The sequence below is a fragment of the Streptomyces sp. XM83C genome, from assembly GCF_023072675.1.
GTDB classification, from domain to species: Bacteria; Actinomycetota; Actinomycetes; order Streptomycetales; family Streptomycetaceae; genus Streptomyces; species Streptomyces thermocoprophilus.
The window spans coordinates 1-17,361 of sequence record NZ_JALLGL010000124.1; the positions used below are offsets into that span (position 1 = coordinate 1).

Sequence of the window (17,361 nt, forward strand, 5' to 3'; positions counted from 1 at the left end):
GGGTGGTGCTCTGCGGGGCCTTGGCCGTCGGGGACTTGCGCGGGGCGAACCAGTCGCTGGTCGTCTTCTCCTCGGCCGCCGGCTCGGGTTCGGGGGCCGGCTCGGCCGTGGCGGTGGAGGTTCCGGCAGCGGCCGGGGGCCGCTGCTGCTCGCCCCTGTCGGGTTCGGCGGTGTCCGCCTCGGTGACGGGCTTGCGCACGACGACCGGCGGGATGGGCCGGGACCCGGGGATGTTGATCCGGATCCGCGTCGTCAGCGTGGTCTCGGTCTTGCGCTCCTCGGGCTGCGCGGCCGAACGGCCCGCGTCCGTACCGCCGTCGGAAGCCATGGGCGTGCCGTACGGCGGGGTCCCCGAGGGGTAGGCGGCTCCGCCGCGCCCGTTGGGCCCGGAGGACGGAGTGTCAGTTTCACGACTCAAGGCAGGTTCTCCCGGTTGGCTCCGCCGCCCGCGTCAGATCCTCTCGGGCAGCTCGGCGGCGCGCACCACCATACTGGCCACTTCGGGCGCGTATCCCACGACCGCTGGCGAAACCCCCACCACACCCGCACGTGCGTGTTATGGCGAACTGGTACGTCACTTCCCAAGTCGGACTTGGTCGCCCTCGGGTTGCCGCCCCGCGCCGATCGTGGCGCAGATCACAGCGAGGGCCATTCCGCCGAGCAGGAAGAGATAGGAGCCGCCGCCCGCGCCGAACAGGAAGTCGCCCTCGGGGCGGGTGGCGGTGAGGAAGACGACGGTGACGACCCAGCCGGCGGCGGGCGCGACGGCACCGGCGCGGCTGCGGGCGGCACGGGCGCCGCCCAGGAAGAGGCCGGCCGCGCCCGCGAGGGCGAGCAGCAGCCCGCCGGGGAACCAGCCGCCCTGCACGAGGGCACCGGTGAAGCCGGTGACCGTGCCGAGCACGAACAGACCCAGGTACGCGGCCACACGTGCGGCGGAGGGCGGTCTGAAGGGCTGGGCGAGCATCGAGGCGCCGCGGTCGCTCACGGGGTGGCCTCGCTTCCGGGGGTGCCGACGGCGTCCGCGAGCCCGGCGAAGAGGTCATGGGCGCGGCCCGCGGTGCGCTCCCCGTGCACCACCTCGTAGTACTCGGTGGTGAACAGCGGCTGCGCGAGCCCGTTCGACAGCGCGAAGTACGGCTCGGCGACGTCGATCTGTGTGGCGTGGGCCCGCATCGCGGCGGCCTTCGCGGCGGCGTACGCGGTGCCGTCGATCTCGATGCCGATGCGCTCCTCGCCGACCACGCCGGGTACGTCGTCGACGGCGCCGCTCTGCTCGAACGGCAGCCCGGGCAGCGCGCCGCGCAGCCGGTCGAAGGCGGCCTCGGCGACGGGGCGGGGGACGCGGTTCCAGCAGATGCGGGGGATCTCCCAGCCGGCGTCGGCGGCGAGTTCGGCGGCACGCATGGCGACGCGGTGGGCCTGGATGTGGTCGGGGTGGCCGTAGCCGCCGTTGTCGTCGTAGGTGACGAGGACCTGGGGGCGGGTCTCCAGAATCACCTGGACGAGGTGCCCGGCGGCCTCGTCGAGGTCGGCCTGCCAGAAGCAGTGCGGGTCGTCGTTGTCCGGCAGGCCCATCATCCCGGAGTCGCCGTAGCGTCCGGCGCCGCCGAGCAGCCGGAAGTCCGTGACGCCGAGGGCGCGCATCGCCGCCTTCAGCTCACCCAGCCGCCACTGGCCCAGCGCGGCGCCGCTCAGATGCGCCAGCTCGGGCGGGATGACCTCGCCGCGCTCGCCGAGCGTGCAGGTGACCAGGGTGACCTGGGCACCCTCGGCCGCGTACCGGGCCATGGTGGCGCCGTTGTTGATCGACTCGTCGTCCGGGTGCGCGTGCACCAGCAGCAGACGCCGCCCTGGGTGTTCCGTCATGCCCCCACCCTAGGGCGTGCCCCGGCGCCCCGCCGTACACGTCCCCCTGTCGTGCACGGCGCGGTCGCGCCCCCGGTGCGGGTCAGAACTTGATGCTGCCGATCATGCTGGCGACGTTGGTCGTCAGCTCGCTGATGGTGGGCGCCACCGTCGAGGAGGCGAGGTAGAAGCCCAGCAGCATGCAGACGACGGCGTGCCCCGCTTTCAGGCCCGACTTCCTGATCAGAAGGAAGACGATGATCGCCAGCAGCACCACCGCCGAAATCGAGAGTGCCACGGCGGTTCACCTCCAAAGTGAGCAGGGCAGCTTGTCCATCGATACACACGCCAGCGGGTTCATACCCACACAGCGTTAGTGATCATAGCTATCCGTACGCGCGCATATGTCGGCGCACGGACGCGCAAGGGGGCGCATGGCCAATATGGTCGGGGCATGACGACCGAGCCTGAGTCCTTCCCCCGACGGCATGCCCGCACGCAGCGTTTCACCCTCGGCGCGCCGCGTTCGTTCACGGTGGCACCCGACGGCACCCGTGTCGTGTTCCTGAGGTCCTCGTCCGGCACCGAACGGGCGGGCGCGCTCTGGGTGCTCGACCCGGCGGACGGTGTCGAACGGCCGGCGGCGGACCCGGTCGCGCTGCTGGGCGGGGCCGACGAGGATCTGCCGCCGGAGGAGCGGGCGCGCCGCGAACGCACCCGTGAGGGCGGCGCGGGCATCGTCGGCTATGCCACCGACGCGGCCGTGGAGTTGGCGTCTTTCGCCTTGTCAGGGCGGCTTTTCACGGCGGAGCTGCGGGCCGGCACGGCACGCGAACTGCCCGTCGCCGGGCCGGTGGTGGACCCGCGTCCGTCCCCCGACGGGCGCCATGTCGCCTATGTCGCGCGGGGTGCGCTGCGGGTGGTCGGCGCCGAGGGCGGGGACGACCGGGCGCTCGCGGAACCGGAAGGCGAGGGGATCACCTACGGGCTCGCGGAGTTCATCGCCGCGGAGGAGATGGCCCGGCACCGGGGTTTCTGGTGGGCGCCGGAGTCGGACCGGCTGCTGGTGGCGCGTGTGGACGACACGCCGGTGCGACGGTGGTGGATCGCCGACCCGGCACGGCCGGAACGTGAGCCACACCACGTCGCGTATCCGGCGGCGGGCACGCCCAACGCGGAGGTGCGGCTGTTCGTCGTGGGGCTCGACGGGGTGCGCACGGAGGTCTCCTGGGACCGCGCCCGCTACCCGTATCTGGCGCGAGTGCACTGGTCGGAGGGGGGTGCGCCGCTGCTCCTGGTGCAGGCGCGGGACCAGCGCAGCCAGTTGTACCTGGCGGTGGACCCGGACACGGGGGCGACCCGGATGGTGCATGCCGACGAAGATCCGATTTGGCTGGATCTTTTCGCCGGTGTGCCGTGCTGGTCGCCCTCGGGACAGCTCGTCCGGGTCGCGGACGAAGGCGGCGCGCGCGTCCTCGCTGTGGGCGAACGGCCCTTGACGAACGGGCAGTTGCACATCCGCGCGGTGCTCGACGTGGGCGCCGACGATGTGCTCGTGGCGGCCTCCGCCGGAGCGGAAGCGGAAGATCCGGAGATCGGCGAGATCCACGTGTACCGGGTGAACGAACTCGGCGTGGAACGGGTGTCGCAGGAGCCGGGCGTGCACTCGGCGGTGCGCGCCGGGGGCGTCACCGTGCTGGTGTCGGCGGCGCTCGACCAGCCGGGGACGCGGGTGCGGGTGCTGCGGGACGGCAAGCAGATCGCGACGGTCCGCTCGCTCGCCGAGGACCCCGGTCTGACACCGCGGGTGACCCTCGTCGAAGGGGGCGCACGCCGCATCCCGTGCGCCGTGCTCTTGCCTCGGGACTACGCCGGTGACACCCCGCTCCCCGTCCTGATGGACCCCTACGGAGGCCCGCACGGGCAGCGCGTGGTCGCCGCGCACAACCCGCATCTCACCTCGCAGTGGTTCGCCGACCAGGGCTTCGCGGTCGTCGTCGCGGACGGCCGCGGCACCCCGGGCCGCTCCCCCGCCTGGGAGAAGGCCGTACGGGACGACATCGCCGCCGTCGTCGTGCAGGACCAGGTGGACGCCCTCCAGGCACTCGCGAAGGACTTCCCGCTGGACCTGGACCGGGTCGCGATCCGCGGCTGGTCCTTCGGCGGCTACCTGGCCGCGCTCGCCGTGCTGCGCCGCCCGGACGTCTTCCACGCGGCGGTGGTCGGCGCCCCGGTCACCGACCTGCGGCTGTACGACACGCACTACCAGGAGCGCTACACCGGCCACCCGGACGAGCAGCCCGAGGTGTACCGGCGCAACTCGGTGATCGACGACACGGGTCTGGTCGACGCCGCCGAGCCGCACCGGCCGATGATGATCATCCATGGGCTCGCCGACGACAATGTGGTGGTCGCGCACTCCCTGCGGCTGTCCTCGGCACTGCTGGCCGCCGGCCGCCCGCACGAGGTGCTGCCGCTGTCCGGCGTCACGCACATGACCCCGCAGGAGACGGTCGCGGAGAATCTGCTCCGCCTCCAACTGGACTTCCTGCGCCGCTCTCTGCCCGGGGCATAGCGGGGCAAAGACATACGAACCGCGTTAACACGCAGGCAACTTCACGGAAGCCGTCCCGATATACGGACGCGGGATGCTGAACAACGTACGGCCGTGCGGGTGCCGTAAGCGGGCCGGGGCGCATCACGCCGCCCCGGCCCGCTGCCGTACCCGGCCCCCGCACCCGGCGGACCCACGACCGTACGACCGCTGTACGGAAGCCGTACGAAAGCCGCCGCAGGCGCCCCCGCCCCGTCGCCGGACCGGCCTCTACGCCTCCTCCACCGGCACGACCACCTTCTCCTCGGCGAAGTGGCACGCCGAGTCGTGCGCCGCCGGTCCCGTCGCCCGCCGGAACGCCTCCGGCACCGCCAGAAGCGGCACTTCGGCCGCGCACCGCTCCTGCGCCTTCCAGCAGCGGGTGCGGAACCGGCAGCCGGAAGGCACGTTCGTCGGCGACGGCACATCACCGTGCAGGATGATCCGCTCCCGGTGCTCGCGGGCCTCCGGGTCGGGCACCGGCACCGCGGACAGCAGGGCCTGCGTGTACGGGTGCGTGGGGTGCTCGTAGATCTCCTGGTCCGTGCCGATCTCCACGATCCGCCCCAGGTACATCACCCCGACCCGGTCGGAGATGTGCCGCACGATGGACAGGTCGTGCGCGATGAACACGTACGACAGGTCGAACTCGCTCTGGAGCCGCTCCAGCAGGTTGATGACCTGCGCCTGCACCGACACGTCCAGCGCGGACACCGGCTCGTCCGCGACGATGATCTCCGGGCGCAGGGCGAGCCCCCGCGCGATGCCGATGCGCTGCCGCTGGCCGCCGGAGAACTGGTGCGGATAGCGGTTGATGTACTCCGGGTTGAGGCCGACGACGTCCAGCAGCTCCTGGACCTTCTTGCGGCGGTCGCCCTTGGGCGCGACCTCGGGGTGGATGTCGAACGGCTCCCCGATGATGTCGCCGACCGTCATCCGCGGGTTGAGGGAGGTGTACGGGTCCTGGAACACCATCTGGATGTTGCGGCGCACGGCCTTCAGCGCCCGCCCCGACAGCCGGGTGATGTCCTCGCCCTTGTACCGGATGGACCCGGCCGTCGGCCGCTCCAGGTTCACCAGCATCTTCGCGACGGTCGACTTCCCGCAGCCGGACTCCCCGACGATGCCGAGGGTTTCGCCCGGGGCGAGGTCGAAGTCGACGCCGTCGACGGCCTTGACCTCGCCGATCCGCTTCTTGATCAGAATGCCGCGGGTGAGCGGGTAGTGCTTGGCCAGCCCGCTCACCTGGAGGATCGGCTCAGCCGTCGACGCCATCGAGGCACTCCCTCCAGTAGTGGCAGGCGCTGCCCCGGGTCGGTGAGACCTCGTACAGCGGAGGCACGTCCGTGCGGCACACGTCCCGGGCCATCGGGCAGCGCGGATGGAAGGCGCAGCCGGGCGGGATGTGCATCAGGTTGGGCGGCAGGCCCTTGATGGCGTACAGCTCTCCGCCCTTGTGGTCCAGGCGCGGGATGGACGCCAGCAGGCCGCTGGTGTACGGGTGCGCGGGCGCCTTGTAGATGTCGTGCACCGGCGCCGACTCCACGATCCGGCCCGCGTACATCACGGCGATCCGGTCGGCGACGTCGGCGACCACGCCCAGGTCGTGCGTGATGAGGATGAGCCCCATCCGGTACTCGCGCTGCAACTCCGCGAGCAGCTCCATCACCTGCGCCTGCACGGTCACGTCCAGCGCGGTGGTCGGCTCGTCCGCGATGACGAGGGCGGGCTCCAGGGCGAGCGCCATGGCGATCATGATGCGCTGGCGCATACCGCCGGAGAACTGGTGCGGATACTGCCGCACCCGCTCCTTCGCGGCCGGGATGCGCACCCGGTCCATCAGCTCGACCGCCTCGGCACGGGCGTCCTTGCGGGACATGCCCCGGTGGACGGTGAACATCTCCGCGAGCTGGTCGCCGACGGTCAGCACCGGGTTCAGCGCGGACAGGGCGTCCTGGAAGATCATCGCCATGCCGGCGCCGCGGATCTTCCGCCGCTCCTCCTCCTTCAGCTTCAGCAGGTCACGGCCCTGGAAGAGGATCTCGCCGCCGGTGATCCGGCCCGGCGGCATGTCGAGGATGCCCATGATCGCCTGCGCGGTCACCGACTTGCCGGAACCGGACTCGCCGAGCACCGCCAGCGTCTCACCGGCGTCGACGCCGTAGCTGACCCCGTTGACGGCCTTCGCCACGCCGTCCCGGGTGCGGAACTCCACGTGCAGATCGCGCACTTCGAGGAGCACGTCTCACCTCAGCTTCGGGTCGAGGGCGTCGCGCACCGCGTCGCCGAGCATGATGAACGCCAGCACCGTGATCGCCAGCGCGCCCGACGGCCACAGCAGGGCGTGCGGGGCGTTGCGGACGTACGGGGAGGCGGCGGAGATGTCGATGCCCCAGGAGACGCTCGGCGGCTTCAGCCCCACTCCCAGATACGACAGGGTGGCCTCCAGGGCGATGTACGTGCCGAGCGCGATGGTCGCCACGACGATCACCGGGGCGACCGCGTTCGGTGCGATGTGCCGCAGCAGCATCCGGGAGTTGGAGGCGCCGAGGGCACGCGCTGCCTGCACATAGTCGTTCTGCTTCGCGGTGATCACCGAGCCGCGGGCGATACGGGAGATCTGCGGCCAGCCCAGCAGCACCATGAACCCGATGACGGGCCACACGGTGTTGCTGGTCACCACCGACAGCAGCACCAGACCGCCCAGCACCACGGGGATCGCGAAGAACACGTCGGTGACCCGGGACAGGAAGGAGTCCCACGCCCCGCCGAAGAACCCGGCGAGACCGCCCAGCACGGACCCCAGGATCGCCACGCCGAGGGTGGCGCACACACCGACCGTCACCGACTTGCGGGCGCCGTACACGGTCCGCGTGTACACATCGCAGCCCTGCCCGTCGAAACCGAACGGGTGCCCGGGCTGGGAGCCCTGCTGGGCCTTGGCGAGATCGCAGCTCAGCGGGTTGCCGGAGGCGATCGACGACGGCCAGATGGAGATGAAGACGAGAAACAGGATGACGAGCCCGGAGATGATGAAGACGGGGTTGCGCCGCAGGTCCCGCCAGGCGTCCGACCACAGGGAACGGGGCTTGCCGGACGGCCCGGTGCCCTCCGGACCGCCCGGCGTCTTCTCCAGCGTCTCCGCCTCGTCCGTGGCGAGGTCCATGGCGCCGCCGAAGCCGGTGCCCGCGATGGCGCCGTCGTGTTCGTAGGGAGGCTCAGGCATAGCGGATCCTCGGGTCGAGTACGGCGTACAGGAGGTCGACGACGAGATTGCAGACCAGGAACACCAGCACCAGCACGGTCACGAACCCGACCACCGTCTGGGTGTTCTGCCGCAGGATGCCCTGGTAGAGCTGGTAGCCGACGCCGTGGATGTTGAAGATCCGCTCGGTGACGATCGCGCCGCCCATGAGGAAGCCGATGTCCGCGCCGATGAACGTGATCACGGGGATCAGGGAGTTCCGCAGCAGATGCCGGGTGATCACCCGGCGCCGCGGCAGCCCCTTCGCGATCGCCGTCCGCACATAGTCCGAACGCCGGTTCTCCGCGATGGAGGTACGCGTCAGCCGGACCACGTACGCCAGGGACACCGAGGCGAGCACCAGGCCCGGCAGGATCAGCTCGTCGAGGGGCGCCCCGCTGGAGACGGACGGCCGGATCCACCCCCATTTCACGCCGAGCAGCAGCTGAAGCAGCAGACCCGTGACGAAGGTCGGCACGGAGATCACCACGAGGGTGAGGACCAGGACGCCCGTGTCGACGGGCCGGCCGCGCCGCAGCCCGGTGACGACGCCCAGCGTGATCCCGATGACGATCTCGAAGACGATCGCCACGAGGGTGAGCCGGATCGTCACGGGGAACGCGGTCGACATCAGCTCGGTGACCTTCTGCCCGTTGAACGCCGTACCGAAGTCGCCGGTGAAGACGTTCCCCATGTACGTCAGGTACTGCTGCCACACCGGCTTGTCGAGGCCGAACTCCTTCCTCAGCTGCGCCGCGGTCGCCGGATCGCACTCCCGGTCACCGCACAGGCCCGCGATGGGGTCGCCCATCACGTTCACCATGAGGAAGATCAGCAGCGTCGCCCCGATGAACACGGGGATCATCTGGAGCAGCCGCCGGACGACATAGCGCCCCATGGCGGATCAGCCGACCTTGATCTCGTTGTAGACGGGGACGCTGAACGGGTTCAGCTTCACGTTGGAAAGCCGGTCCGACCAGCCGGCGCTGCCGTTCTGGTACCACAGCGGGATGGCCGCCATGTTGTCCCGGACGACCTCCTCGGCCTGCTGGAACAGCTGGATCGCCTTGCCGGTGTCGGTCTCCTGGTTGGCCTGGTCGACCAGGCTGTCGAACTCCTTGTTGCTCCACTTGCCGTCGTTGGAGGAGGCGTTGGTGTAGTAGAGCGGCTGGAGGAAGTTCTGGATGAGCGGGTAGTCCATCTGCCAGCCCGCCCGGAACGGCCCGGTCATCTTTTTCTGCGTGATCCTGGTGCGGAAGTCGGCGAACGTGCCGACCGGGCTGCCCACGCACGCCTTGTCGTTGCCGAGGGCGTTGTTGATGGAGTTGCAGACGGCGTCCACCCACTGCTTGTGCGAGCCGGTGTCCGCGTTGTACGAGATCTTCACCTGCCCGCCCGGCAGGCCGCCGCCCTCCTGGATCAGCTTCTTCGCCTGCTCCGGGTCGTAGTCGCAGAACTCCCCGCACAGCCCGTCCTGGAAGCCGCCCTCCTTGCCCAGCACCGGCGAGGTCCAGTCGGTGGCGGGGGTGCGGGTCTTCTGGAAGATCGTGTCGGTGATCTGCTTGCGGTTGATGGCCATCGACAGGCCCTTGCGGACCTTGTCGCTGTCCGCCTTGTTCCACTGCGGGTCGTAGAACGGGAACGCGAGCGTCTGGATGATGCCCGCGGGCGTGTTCAGATAGCGGCCCTGGAGGTCGTTGTTGACGTTCTTCAACTGGGAGGCGGGGACGTCGTCGACGAGGTCGAGGTTGCCGGCGATCAGATCGGTGTAGGCGGTGTTGTTGTCGGTGTACACCTTCAGGTCCACACCGCCGTTCTGCGCCTTGTCGTCGCCGGGGTACTGGTCCCACTTCCGCAGGGACATCTGCGAGCCCTTGGCGTACGAGTCGATCTGGTACGGCCCGTTGCCGACGGGCTTGGCGATCCAGCCGGCGTGGTCAGTGAAGAACGACTGCGGCAGCGGCGCGAACGCGGGATACCCGAGGGTGTCCGGGAACGTGGAGAACTTCTGCGTCAGCTTGACCGTGAACGTCTTGTCGTCGACGACCTTCAGCCCGCTCATGGTGTCCGCGGTCTGCTTGCTGCCGTCCTCCGGGTGCACCTGGTCGTAGCCCTCGATGTACCCGAAGAAGTACGCGTTGCGCTGATTGTTCTTCAGGCCGGCGCCGTAGTTCCACGCGTCCACGAAGGACTTCGCGGTGACCTTCTCGCCGTTCTGGAAGGTCCAGCCGTCCTTGATGGTGATGGTGAAGTTCTGCGAGTCCGACGTCTCGATCTTCTCCGCGAGCATGTCCTCGGCGGCACCGGTCTCCGGGTTGTACCGCTTCAGCCCGCGGAAGATCATGTCGAGCACCTTGCCGCCCTGCACCTCGTTGGTGTTGGCCGGCTCAAGCGGGTTCTGCGGGTCGCCCCAGGAGGCACTGAGCACGCCGGCGCCGTCGCTGCCGCCGCCGTCGCTGTCGCCGCCGCCGCAGGCCGTGGCCGCGAGGGCGACGGCGGCTGCGCAAGCGACCCGTTTGGCGTACCTGGCTCCATGCATGGAGTGCCTCCTCCTTGACGCGCCGGGGCGCTGATCCCTTACGGGGCCAATATCGACGCCGCGTCAGCCCCCCGCACCCGCACAAACCCTTTCGGGGGAGGGCGGGGGTCGCGCCCCGGCTGCGGGGGTGCCGCTGCGCCCACCCGTGCCGCCCTGCGGCACGACTGCCCGCAGCCGCGTCGGACCCTCCGCCCCGCGTCATCCACCCAGGGGCGCGGGGAACTGCGCGAGGAAAAGGGAACGGCGGCCGGGGGAGGTGGGCTCCCCGGCCGCCGTTCGAGAGGCAGCGCGCGCGTGACGTCAGTCCGCGTCCTCCTCCAGCGCCTTCAGCGCCGGGTCCATCACCACGTCCTCGTCCCGCGCCTCGATGCTCGGCTCCTCCGGGAAGTGGCACGCGGTCAGGTGCCCGGCCCGGTTGCCGGACAGCTGCACCAGCGGCGGCTCCTCCGTGGCGCACTTGTCCTGCGCCTTCCAGCACCGCGTACGGAAGCGGCAGCCCGACGGCGGCGAGATCGGCGACGGCACGTCACCGGAGAGCCGGATGCGCTCCCGGCCCTCGCCGGCGCCGTCCTCGATGCCGATCTCCGGCACGGCGGACAGCAGCGCGTGGGTGTAGGGGTGCCGCGGCCTCGTGTAGATGGAGTCACGGTCGCCGACCTCGACGACCTTGCCGAGGTACATCACGGCGACGCGCTGCGAGAAGTGCCGCACGACAGCCAGGTCGTGGGCGATGAACAGGAACGCGATGCCGAGTTCCTTCTGCACCTGCTGAAGCAGGTTGACGACCTGCGCCTGGATGGACACGTCCAGCGCGGAGACCGGCTCGTCGGCGACGATCAGCTTCGGCTCCAGCGCGAGGGCGCGGGCGACGCCGATGCGCTGACGCTGACCGCCGGAGAACTCGTGCGGGAACCGGTTGTAGTGCTCGGGGTTGAGGCCGACCAGCTCCAGCAGCTCGCGGACCTTCTTCTCACGGCCCCCGGCGGGCTCGATCCCGTTGACCTCCATCGGCGACTTGATGATGGAGCCGACGGTCTGCCGCGGGTTCAGCGACGAGTACGGGTCCTGGAAGATCATCTGGATCTCGGACCGCACCGGCGCGAGTTCCTTGCGGGAGGCGTGGGTGATGTCCCGCCCCGCGTAGGTGATCTTGCCGCCGGTGGGCTCCAGGAGCCGCGTGATCAGTCGGCCGGTGGTGGACTTGCCGCAGCCGGACTCGCCGACGAGGCCGACGCTCTCGCCGACGCCGACGGTCAGGGAGACCCCGTCGACGGCCTGGACGGCTCCGACCTTCCGCTTGAAGGGGAAGCCGCCGTAGATCGGGAAGTGCTTGGTGAGGTCCTGGACCTCAAGCAGTGTCTCCGTCGGGGACGGCGCGTCGGCGGGGCCCTGCTGTGCGGGGAGGGTGAGGTTGTCGCTCATGTCTCGGATCTCCCTAGCGCAGCCGGGGCTGGATCTTGTCGATGAAAATGGTCTGCTTCTGCTCCGCCGTCAGATGGCAGGCGGCGGCCCGGCCCTCGCCGAGCGGCGGCCGGGTGTCCGTGCACAGCGTGCCGGAGACCTGGTCGCGGTAGGCGCAGCGGGGGTGGAAGGGGCAGCCGGAGGGCGGGTTGAGCAGCGAGGGCGGGGCGCCGGGGATGGGCTCCAGCATCTCGTCGATGTTGCTGTCAAGCCGCGGCATGGAGCTGAGCAGGCCCCAGGTGTAGGGGTGCTTGGGCTCGCGCATGACCTCACGGACGCTGCCGCGTTCCACGGCCCGGCCGGCGTACATCACCAGCAGGTCGTCGGCCATGTGGGAGATGACTCCGAGGTCGTGGGTGATGAAGATGATCGCGGAGCCGATCTCCTGCTGGAGGTCCTTGAGCAGGTCGAGGATCTGCGCCTGGACGGTCACGTCGAGCGCGGTGGTCGGCTCGTCGGCGATCAGCAGGTCGGGGTCGCACATCAGGGCCATGGCGATCATGGCGCGCTGGCGCATACCGCCGGAGAACTGGTGCGGGTAGTCGTCGAAGCGGACCTTGGGCTGCGGGATGCCGACCTTGGCCAGCATCTCGATGGCGCGGTCCTTGGCCTCCTTCTTGGAGGCGCCCCGGTGCTTCATGAACGGCTCGGACAGCTGCCGGCCGACCGTGTAGTACGGGGACAGCGCGGTCAGCGGGTCCTGGAAGATCATCGCCATCTTGTTGCCGCGGAGGTGCTCCAGCTCCTTCTCCGTGGCGGTGACGAGTTCTTTGCCGTCGAGGACGATCTCCCCGTCGATGGTGGTGTTGCGCGGGTTGTGCAGGCCCAGGATCGTCAGGTTGGTGACGGACTTGCCGGAGCCGGACTCGCCGACGATGCCCAGGGTCTTGCCCCGCTCGACGTCGAAGGACAGGCCGTCGACGGCCTTGACGATGCCGTCCTCGGTGGAGAACCGCACCTTCAGATCGCGCACCGACAGGAAGCTGTCCGCGCCGGTCGGGGCCGCGGCGTCCTCGGTCTTGGTCAGTGTGGTCACGGTGGTTCGTTCTTCCTAGGAGAGCCGGATGCGCGGGTCGATGTAGGCGTACGCGATGTCGGTGAGGATGTTGATGAGCAGGATGAAGAAGGCTCCGACCAGCATCACGCCCATGGTGAGCGGCAGGTCCTTGTTGGTGGCGCCGTTGACGGCGAGCCGGCCGATGCCCTGGAGCGAGAAGGTCAGCTCGGTGACGACGGCGCCACCGAGCATGCCGCTGACGTCCATGCCGAAGACGGTGACGATCGGGATGAGCGAGCCGCGCCAGGCGTAGCGGAAGAAGACGTACGGCTTCGACATGCCCTTGGCCCGGGCGGTGCGCACGTGCTCCTCGGCGAGCTGCTCGATCATCGACGAGCGCGCCATACGGGTGTACTGCGCGGTGAAGATCGTGGACATCACCAGGACCGGCAGCAGCATGCCCATGAACCAGCCGAAGGGGTCCTGGGTGATCGGCACGTACTTGGGGTTCTCCATCAGGCCGGTGCTGTAGACGAAGATCCACAGGACGATCGGTCCGAGGAAGTAGATCTGGAACGAGCTGAGGACCATCGAGCCGCCGGTGGCGATCTTGTCCAGGAGGGAGCCGCGCCGGTAGGCGGCGAGCATGCCCGCACCGATACCGACGATCAGGAAGACCACCGCACCGCCGGCGGTGAGCGTCAGGGTCGTCGGGAAACGGTCCATGATCGTGTCCCACACCATGTCGCCCGAGTAGAACGACTGGCCCAGGCACGGGGCGCTGCAGTGTCCGGTCGGGTAGTCACGGCCCATCACGATGCCGGACATGAAGTCCCAGAACTGCTGGGCGATGGGAAGGTCGAGTCCGAGCGCCTCCCGGATGTCGGCCAGTCTCTGGGGAGAGCAGTCCTTGCCACAGGACAGGGAGGCGTAGTCGGAGGGCGTGGCGACGAACAGGAAGAAGGTCGCGGCGCCGATGAGGAAGAGGGTGACGACGGCACCGACCGTGCGCCGGATGATGAACTGAAGCATGGCGGGTTGGCTGCTCTCTGCGGAGACGGTGGGAGGTTTCACGGAGGTGCGGGGGCGCGCTCCGCCTGGTGCGCGCCCCCGCGATCAGCCGTAGAGAGTTACGACTTCAGGAACAGGTGGTTGATGTCGATGAGGCTGGACACCGTGCTGTAGCGGGCACCACCGATGTTGGAGCCGGAGAGCATGATCTGCTTGGTGTACCACAGCGGCGCGGCCGGGATGATGTTCTCCAGGAGGTAGTGGTGCGCCTCCTTCCAGGTGGCCGCGGCCTCGGTGGGCTCCTGGGTGAGGGCCTTCTGGATCAGGCCGTCGACCTTCGGGTCCTTGACGTGCGAGTAGTTGGCGTTGCCGTCGGAGACCTGGGTGCCGTCGTAGATCGGCGTGACGACCGTGCCCGGCGACGGCCAGTCCTGGCCCCAGCCGGTGATGTACATGTCGTACGGGTTGTTCAGCTTGCCGATCTGCTCGTAGTAGCTCGCCGAGTCGACTTCCTTGGAGACGACCTTGAAGCCGACCTTGCCGAGGGCGTCCTCGATGGCGACCTTGCGCTTCTGGCCGGCCTCGCTGTTGGAGTAGGCGAAGACGAGGGTCTTCTCGTTCTCCGGCAGCGACTTGACGATCTCGGAGGCCTTGGCGATGTTGCCCTGAGGCGACTTCAGACGGCCGTACGGGTCGTAGTTGGCCTCGTAGCCCGGCAGGGTCGGGGCGAAGTAGTTCGGAGCCACGTCGCCGCCGTAGACACCGCCCTCACCGGCGATCAGGGCCTTGGAGTTGACGGCGTAGGTGACGGCCTCGCGGACCTTCTTGTCCTTGACGCGGTCGAGGTTGAAGGTCAGCTGCATGACGTAGGGCTGGTAGCCCTTCACGACACGCTTGTTGACCTCGGGGTTGCCGACGACGTCCTGGACCTGGGTGGCCTCGACGCCGTTGGTGAGCTGGATGGCGTTCTTGTCCTCACCCTGGTCGGCGATCAGACGCTTGGTCTGGGTCGACTCGGTGACACCGAACTGGAAGTTGAAGCCGTCGACGTACTGGTGGCGCACGGAGTCGGTCTTCGGGTCCCAGTTGGTGTTCTTCACCAGGACCATCGACTTGTCGGGCTTGTACGACTGGATCTTGTACGGGCCCGTGGCGACGGGGGCCCTGTCGTACTTCTCCTTCGTGTCGGTCTCCTCCGGGACGACCGCGTAGCCGGCCATGGCCAGCGCCTGCGGCAGGTCCGGGCGGGCGGTGTCGAAGTGGAAGATGACCGTCTTGTCGTCCGGGGTGTCCAGGACGGTGGCCGGCAGGTGCTTGCCGTCGAAGCCGCCGTTCGGCAGGGCCTTGCGGTAGTCGGGGCCGCTCAGCCAGGTCTGCAGGAACGTCGGGCCGTCGAAGATGAACTTCGCGTACAGGCGCTCGATGCTGTGGCGGACGTCGGCGGAGTTGATCGGGTTGCCGTTGGCGTCCTTCAGACCGTCCTTCAGCTTGAAGGTCCAGGTCTTGCCGCCGTCGGAGGACTGGCCGGAGTCGGTGGCGAGGTCACCGACGACCGAGACGTTGCCCTTGTCGTCCTCCTTGAACTGGGTCAGGCGGCGGAAGAGCAGGTTGGCGACCTGGCCGGCGTCGGAGACGTAGATCTGGCCCGGGTCGAGGTGGGACAGGCCCGCCTCCTGGTAGACCTGGATCGTGCCACCGCTCTTGGCGCCGGGCAGCTCGGGGGCGGGACCGGTGGACGCGGCGGCGTCGGCGTAGGTGACCGCCTTGGACTGGACCGCGGCCTCCTTCTGGTCCTTCTTGGAGTCCGTGCCGGACTTGCCCCCCTCGTTCTTGGAGCACGCGGTGAGGGCGAGCGAGCCGGCCGCAAGGGCGACCACGATGGCGCGCGCTCTGCGCGACGTGAGCGACTTCATGAGGCGAATGCACCTACCTGTCGGTTGTTATCCATGAGTGCTGCCGGACGCGGCTGGTAGGCCGACGCGGGGGCGGCAGCCACCCCCCACCAATGGACGGTTACCGCCCGGACTTGGGGTCGAAGGCGTCCCGGACCGAGTCTCCGAGGAGGTTGAAGGCCAGGACGAAGATCACCAGCGCCAGACCGGGGAAGAAGATGAACGCCGGGTCCTGCTGGGTGTACTTGGCACCCGCGGCGAACAGCCGGCCCCAGTCCGGGGTCGGCTCGACGAAGCCGACGCCCGCGAAGGAAAGGAAGGCGATGGTGAGGATGGTGCTGGGCAGTGTGTACGTGAACTGCACGAGGATCGGCGTCACGACGTTCGGCAGGATCTCCTTGCGGATGATCCGGGCCGGGGAGGCGCCGGAGACCTTGGCGGCCTCGACGAACTCCCGTTCACGCAGCGACAGAACGGTGGAGCGTACCAGTCGGGACATGCTCATCCAGCCGAGCACCCACAGCACGATCAGCATCGCCAGCGCCCGGAAGTACGTCGGCGTCTCCTCCCGCGGGTCGACGAAGAAGGCAGTGACGACGGGCATGAAGGCGATGAAGAACAGCTGCTGCGGGAAGGACAGGAAGAAGTCCGTGACACGGCCGAGCCAGTAGTCGGTCTTGCCGCCGAAGTAGCCGCCGATGAGGCCGAGGACGATGCCCGTGCCCATCATCAGGACGGTCACGCCGAGTGCCATGAACAGCGACGTCCGCATGCCGTACACGAGCATGGCGAACAGGTCACGGCCGAACTGCGGCTCCACGCCGAACCAGTGGTCGGCGGAGACGCCGCCGAAGTACCCGAGCGGCAGGCCGAAGTCGTCGAGGACGGGCTTGTCCGCGTAGGTGGGGTCCTGGCCGTACAGGGTGTACGGGTCGGTGCCGCTGAGCTTGACCAGCAGCGGGGCGCAGAGGGCCACGACGAAGTAGAAAATCACTACCCAGGCACAGATGACACCGGTACGGTCCCGTTTGAAGCGCTGCCACATCAACTGGCCGGGAGAACGCCCCTCGAGCTTCTGCTCACCCTCAGCGGGCTCGGGCGTCGACTCGAGCTCGGGGTCCAAGGCGACTGGACTGGTCATGTGTGTTCTTCCCCCGGGGGGTTGGAGAGTTGAGCGCAGCACAGATACCGGCAGGTTCTGCGGTTTGGGGGAACTTTCGCCAAAGCCTTCAACGCGCGTCAAGGGTGGAAGACATAGGGATCTCCCTACCGTCCATATTTTGAGGAAAAATTGCAGCGATTGACACCTGCGCGCGCTTGACTGGCGAGACAAGATTCCGTCAAATCGGACATATAGCTGCGAATTCTGGGTTTACATGTCCGAAACCTGAACGGGCGTATACCGATAACCGGACGGTCACGATCCCCCCGTCGGGAGCGGACAGGGGGAGAAGCAGCCACCGGCGACGCCCCGGGCACGCGACCGGCCGGCGGGTGCGCCGGAGGGCGCCGGGTGCGTCCGGAGGGCACACGTGCCCTCCGGAGACCGCTCGTACGCCCGCAGACCTCTCCGCACCCCAAAAGGCCCGGCTCCCCGCTGTGTGCGGGGAGCCGGGCCTTCCGGGTGGTGCGCGCCGGCCGGCGGGCCGGGATGCTCCTATGGCTGTCAAGCCGCTGGAGCCAGGTCGGTTTGAGTGATTCGTTCGGTCGGTGTGCTGGTCAGGGCCCGGTAGACCTCGCGGGCCACGAAGCGTTTGAGGCAGCGCATGATGTCCT

Annotated in this window: 14 protein-coding genes and 1 pseudogene; 1 reads left to right on the top strand and 14 read right to left on the bottom strand. The window is 69.0% G+C overall.

Going from position 1 to position 17,361, the window contains the following annotated elements; translation table 11 throughout:
* The 4 genes and pseudogenes from MTQ10_RS15880 to MTQ10_RS15895 form a co-directional block, all read right to left on the bottom strand.
* Positions 1-418: pseudogene (locus MTQ10_RS15880) on the bottom strand (hypothetical protein); the annotation flags it as partial.
* Positions 419-574: 156 nt separating this feature from the next.
* Entirely contained in the window at positions 575-988 is a 414-nt protein-coding gene (locus MTQ10_RS15885; RefSeq protein WP_247468252.1) for a DUF6113 family protein, read from the bottom strand.
* Positions 985-1,869 (bottom strand): N-acetyl-1-D-myo-inositol-2-amino-2-deoxy-alpha-D-glucopyranoside deacetylase, encoded by an 885-nt coding sequence (gene mshB / locus MTQ10_RS15890; RefSeq protein WP_247468255.1) that lies wholly within the window; start codon positions 1,867-1,869, stop codon positions 985-987. Before mshB ends, MTQ10_RS15885 begins: the two co-directional genes overlap by 4 nt.
* Before the next feature lie 82 nt (positions 1,870-1,951).
* Positions 1,952-2,146: a hypothetical protein gene (locus tag MTQ10_RS15895; protein ID WP_110630215.1), complete on the bottom strand. Its 195-nt coding sequence runs from the start codon at positions 2,144-2,146 to the stop codon at positions 1,952-1,954.
* A 156-nt stretch (positions 2,147-2,302) separates the two neighbouring features.
* Between MTQ10_RS15895 and MTQ10_RS15900 the strand changes: the two genes are divergently transcribed.
* Positions 2,303-4,423: a S9 family peptidase gene (locus MTQ10_RS15900; RefSeq protein WP_247468258.1), complete on the top strand. Its 2,121-nt coding sequence runs from the start codon at positions 2,303-2,305 to the stop codon at positions 4,421-4,423.
* A gap of 249 nt (positions 4,424-4,672) precedes the next feature.
* Here MTQ10_RS15900 and MTQ10_RS15905 read toward each other — a convergent pair whose 3' ends face one another.
* The 10 genes from MTQ10_RS15905 to MTQ10_RS15950 form a co-directional block, all read right to left on the bottom strand.
* Positions 4,673-5,716: an ABC transporter ATP-binding protein gene (locus MTQ10_RS15905; RefSeq protein WP_247468261.1), complete on the bottom strand. Its 1,044-nt coding sequence runs from the start codon at positions 5,714-5,716 to the stop codon at positions 4,673-4,675.
* The gene (locus MTQ10_RS15910; protein WP_247468264.1) at positions 5,700-6,683 is read right to left on the bottom strand and encodes an ABC transporter ATP-binding protein; all 984 of its coding nucleotides are present in this window, start codon (positions 6,681-6,683) and stop codon (positions 5,700-5,702) included. Before MTQ10_RS15910 ends, MTQ10_RS15905 begins: the two co-directional genes overlap by 17 nt.
* A 3-nt stretch (positions 6,684-6,686) precedes the next feature.
* Positions 6,687-7,667 (bottom strand): ABC transporter permease, encoded by a 981-nt coding sequence (locus MTQ10_RS15915; RefSeq protein WP_247468267.1) that lies wholly within the window; start codon positions 7,665-7,667, stop codon positions 6,687-6,689.
* Positions 7,660-8,583, bottom strand: coding sequence for an ABC transporter permease (locus tag MTQ10_RS15920; protein WP_247468269.1), 924 nt, complete (start codon positions 8,581-8,583; stop codon positions 7,660-7,662). Before MTQ10_RS15920 ends, MTQ10_RS15915 begins: the two co-directional genes overlap by 8 nt.
* Positions 8,584-8,589: 6 nt before the next feature.
* The gene (locus tag MTQ10_RS15925) at positions 8,590-10,224 is read right to left on the bottom strand and encodes a peptide ABC transporter substrate-binding protein (protein WP_247468272.1); all 1,635 of its coding nucleotides are present in this window, start codon (positions 10,222-10,224) and stop codon (positions 8,590-8,592) included.
* A gap of 300 nt (positions 10,225-10,524) precedes the next feature.
* Entirely contained in the window at positions 10,525-11,646 is a 1,122-nt protein-coding gene (locus MTQ10_RS15930) for an ABC transporter ATP-binding protein (RefSeq protein ID WP_247468274.1), read from the bottom strand.
* A 13-nt stretch (positions 11,647-11,659) separates the two neighbouring features.
* Entirely contained in the window at positions 11,660-12,721 is a 1,062-nt protein-coding gene (locus tag MTQ10_RS15935) for an ABC transporter ATP-binding protein (RefSeq protein WP_247468277.1), read from the bottom strand.
* A 15-nt stretch (positions 12,722-12,736) separates the two neighbouring features.
* On the bottom strand, positions 12,737-13,714 hold the full coding sequence (locus MTQ10_RS15940; protein ID WP_247468279.1) for an ABC transporter permease: 978 nt from the start codon (positions 13,712-13,714) through the stop codon (positions 12,737-12,739).
* A 98-nt stretch (positions 13,715-13,812) separates the two neighbouring features.
* Entirely contained in the window at positions 13,813-15,606 is a 1,794-nt protein-coding gene (locus MTQ10_RS15945; RefSeq protein WP_247468281.1) for an ABC transporter substrate-binding protein, read from the bottom strand.
* A 100-nt stretch (positions 15,607-15,706) separates the two neighbouring features.
* The gene (locus MTQ10_RS15950; RefSeq protein ID WP_247468284.1) at positions 15,707-16,726 is read right to left on the bottom strand and encodes an ABC transporter permease; all 1,020 of its coding nucleotides are present in this window, start codon (positions 16,724-16,726) and stop codon (positions 15,707-15,709) included.
* Positions 16,727-17,361 lie beyond the last annotated feature (635 nt).